The sequence below is a fragment of the Streptomyces sp. NRRL S-337 genome (genome assembly GCF_000720175.1).
In the GTDB taxonomy this organism is placed as follows: Bacteria; Actinomycetota; Actinomycetes; order Streptomycetales; family Streptomycetaceae; genus Streptomyces; species Streptomyces siderophoricus.
Genome location: NZ_JOIX01000153.1, coordinates 1 through 2,965, shown reverse-complemented (window position 1 = coordinate 2,965; position 2,965 = coordinate 1). Strand labels below are relative to the sequence as shown.

2 protein-coding genes are annotated in these 2,965 nt (G+C 71.6%); one reads left to right on the top strand and one right to left on the bottom strand.

Annotated features, from left to right (window positions below; all coding sequences use genetic code 11):
* Nucleotides 1–398: 398 nt before the first annotated feature.
* Nucleotides 399–1,457 carry a tryptophan--tRNA ligase gene (trpS, locus tag IG62_RS0140745; protein WP_078872535.1) on the top strand — a complete coding sequence of 353 codons (1,059 nt, stop codon included), beginning with the start codon at nucleotides 399–401 and terminating at the stop codon, nucleotides 1,455–1,457.
* Between the two features lie 203 nt (nucleotides 1,458–1,660).
* Here trpS and proC read toward each other — a convergent pair whose 3' ends face one another.
* On the bottom strand, nucleotides 1,661–2,470 hold the full coding sequence (gene proC, locus IG62_RS0140740; protein WP_030816275.1) for a pyrroline-5-carboxylate reductase: 810 nt from the start codon (nucleotides 2,468–2,470) through the stop codon (nucleotides 1,661–1,663).
* Between the last annotated feature and the right edge of the window lie 495 nt (nucleotides 2,471–2,965).

Sequence of the window (2,965 nt, the reverse complement as noted above, 5' to 3'; positions counted from 1 at the left end):
TCCTCGTCGACGCATAATCGCGCCGCGGTCCGAATTTCGGCATGCCGAAATTGTTCCCGGTGAGGGGCCGTGCAGTAGTGGTGTGCCGCGAGGCGGCGGGATGGTTGTCCGGGGCCGTCGGCTCCGTGGCAACTCGGAGAACACTACACGAGCGGGTGAGGCGCTTCAAACCCGTGCCGGGCGCGGATTTGCGCGGTACTTTGGGCGGCATGACTGCGCATGCGCTCGTACAGCAGTGGTGGCCCGCCTGACGGCGGCCGACCACAGCGCATGCATGACCACGGCCGCCGCCTCGGCGGCCGTTCGCGTTTCTGCTTCTCGTAGCCGGCCGGCGAGGTCGGCGGTCTCGATGCGTACCCCGGGAGCTCCGGGCGTGCGGGAATCGGGAGAGATGACGGATGAGTGAACTGGTGCGAGAGCGGGCCGGCGTGGCCGGGGGCGGCCTGGGGCCGGGTCGCGGCGGTCGCGTGCGGGTGTTCAGCGGGGTGCAGCCGACGGGGCATCTGACGCTGGGGAACTACCTCGGTGCGGTGCGGCGGTGGGTGACGGAGGAGCAGCACCGGGCGGACGCGCTGTTCTGCGTGGTGGATCTGCACGCGCTGACCGTGGAGCACGATCCGGCGCGGGTGCGGCGGCTGAGCCGGCAGGCCGCGTCGCTGCTGCTGGCCGCGGGGCTGGATCCGGAGCAGTGCACGGTCTTCGTACAGAGCCACGTCGATGAGCATCTTCGACTGGCGTACCTGATGGAGTGCACCGCCACCGACGGGGAAATGCGGCGCATGATCCAGTACAAGGAGAAGGCGGCGCGGGAGCAGGCGCGCGGCGGAAGTGTGCGGCTGTCGCTGCTGACGTATCCGACGCTGATGGCGGCGGACATCCTCGCGTACGGGACGGACGAGGTGCCGGTCGGGGACGACCAGACCCAGCATGTGCAGCTGACGCGGGACCTCGCGGTGCGGTTCAACCAGCGGTACGGGGCGACGTTCGTCGTACCGAAGGCGACGCGTCCGCGGGTGGCCGCGCGGGTGATGGATCTGCAGGATCCGACGTCGAAGATGGGCAAGTCGCACGCCCGGACGGCGGGGACCGTCTTTCTGCTGGACGAGCCGGAGGCGGTGCGGAAGAAGGTGATGCGCGCGGTGACCGACGACGGCGATGACGTCGTATACGAGCGGGAGGCGCGGCCGGGGATCGCGAACCTGCTGGATGTACTGGCGGCCTGTACGGACGGGGACCCTGAGCGGCTGGCCGAGGGCTACGCGTCGTACGGGGCCCTGAAGAGGGACCTGGCGGACGCGGTGGTGGAAACCCTGCGGCCGGTGCGCGAACGCCATGCGGAGCTGGCGGCGAACCCGGCGTACATCGACGAAATCCTACGGACCGGGGCCGAACGGGCCCGCGGCTTGGCGAAACCACGGGTGGACGCGGCTTATCGGGCCATGGGGGTGGGGGTTTAAAGGGGGTGGGGATTTAAAGGCGTAGGGGAAGCGGCGTAGCGGTGTAGGCATTCGGGGGCCCGCCCGTAGGGGCGGGGGCCTCGGCGCGCCCCTCCCCTAGTCGTTCCAGGTGTCCCCGTCACCGGGTGCCCCGGGGCGGGGCACCCGGTGACGGGGACAGGTCAGCCGGTGACGGGGAGGGGTCAGCCGTTGCCGGGGACGGGTCAGCCGTTGCCGGTGGCCAGTTCGCGGCTGCGGTCGCGGGCGGCTTCGAGGGCGGCGATGAGAGCGGCGCGGACGCCGTGATTCTCCAGTTCGCGAATGGCGTTGATGGTGGTGCCGGCCGGCGAGGTGACGTTCTCGCGGAGTTTGACCGGGTGTTCGCCGCTGTCGCGGAGCATCACGGCGGCGCCGATCGCGGCCTGGACGATGAGGTCGTGGGCCTTGTCGCGGGGCAGGCCGAGCAGGATGCCAGCGTCTGTCATGGCCTCGACGAGGAAGTAGAAGTACGCGGGGCCCGAGCCGGAGAGGGCGGTCGCGGCGTCCTGCTGGCTCTCGGGGACGCGGAGGGTCTTGCCGACGGTGGAGAAGATCTCCTCGGCGAGGCTGAGGTGGGCGGCGGTGGCGTGGGTGCCGGCGGAGATGACGGACATCGCCTCGTCGACGAGGGCCGGGGTATTCGTCATGACCCGGACGACCGGGGTGCCGGTGGCCAGGCGCTCCTCGAAGTACGAGGTGGGGATGCCGGCTGCGCCGCTGATGACCAGGCGGTCGGTGGGGACGTGCGGGGCCAGCTCGCGGAGCAGGGTGCCCATGTCCTGGGGCTTGACGGTGAGGATCAGGGTGTCGGCGGACTTGGCGGCCTCGGCGTTGCTGACCGCTTCGACGCCGTAACGGTCGTGCAGTTGGGTGGCGCGCTCCTGGCGGCGGGCGGTGACCAGCAGGTCGGAGGGGGCCCAGCCGCCGCGGATCATTCCGCTGAGGAGGGCTTCGCCGATCTTTCCGGTGCCGAGGACTGCGACCTTCTGGGTCATGGTGCCGGTTCGCCTTTCCGCTGCGCTGTGCCGGTGCTGCTTCTACTGGTGCGTGTGGTGGCTGGGGTGGCTGGGGTGGCAGCTGTGCCTTTCGTCCGCCGACCGCCTCCACCCCTGTGCCTGCTGTCGTCATCCTCGCACCGTGGGTTGGCCGCTGGCGGCGCGTTCCGCTGGCTGGACCGGCACGTGGGTGGCCCGACACGTGCGTGGCCCGGCACGTGCGTGGCCCGGCACGTGCGTGGACCCGATAGGTGGGTGGGCCCGGCAGGTGGGGGGCCCGGCAGGTGGGGGGCCCGGCAGGTGGGTGGGCCCGGCACGTGGGTGGACCAGCAGCAGGCCTGTGGCTGGCACTGCGTGACGTGGGCGCAGGCGGGGGATGCGGGAGGGGCCGGGTCATGTGGGGCGAGGGCGGGGCCGGTGGGCGGGGCGCACGTTGAGAGCACACGTCGCGGGGCGCCGGGGCTTTCGCAGGGTGCCGGGGGGCCGGGCGTGGGC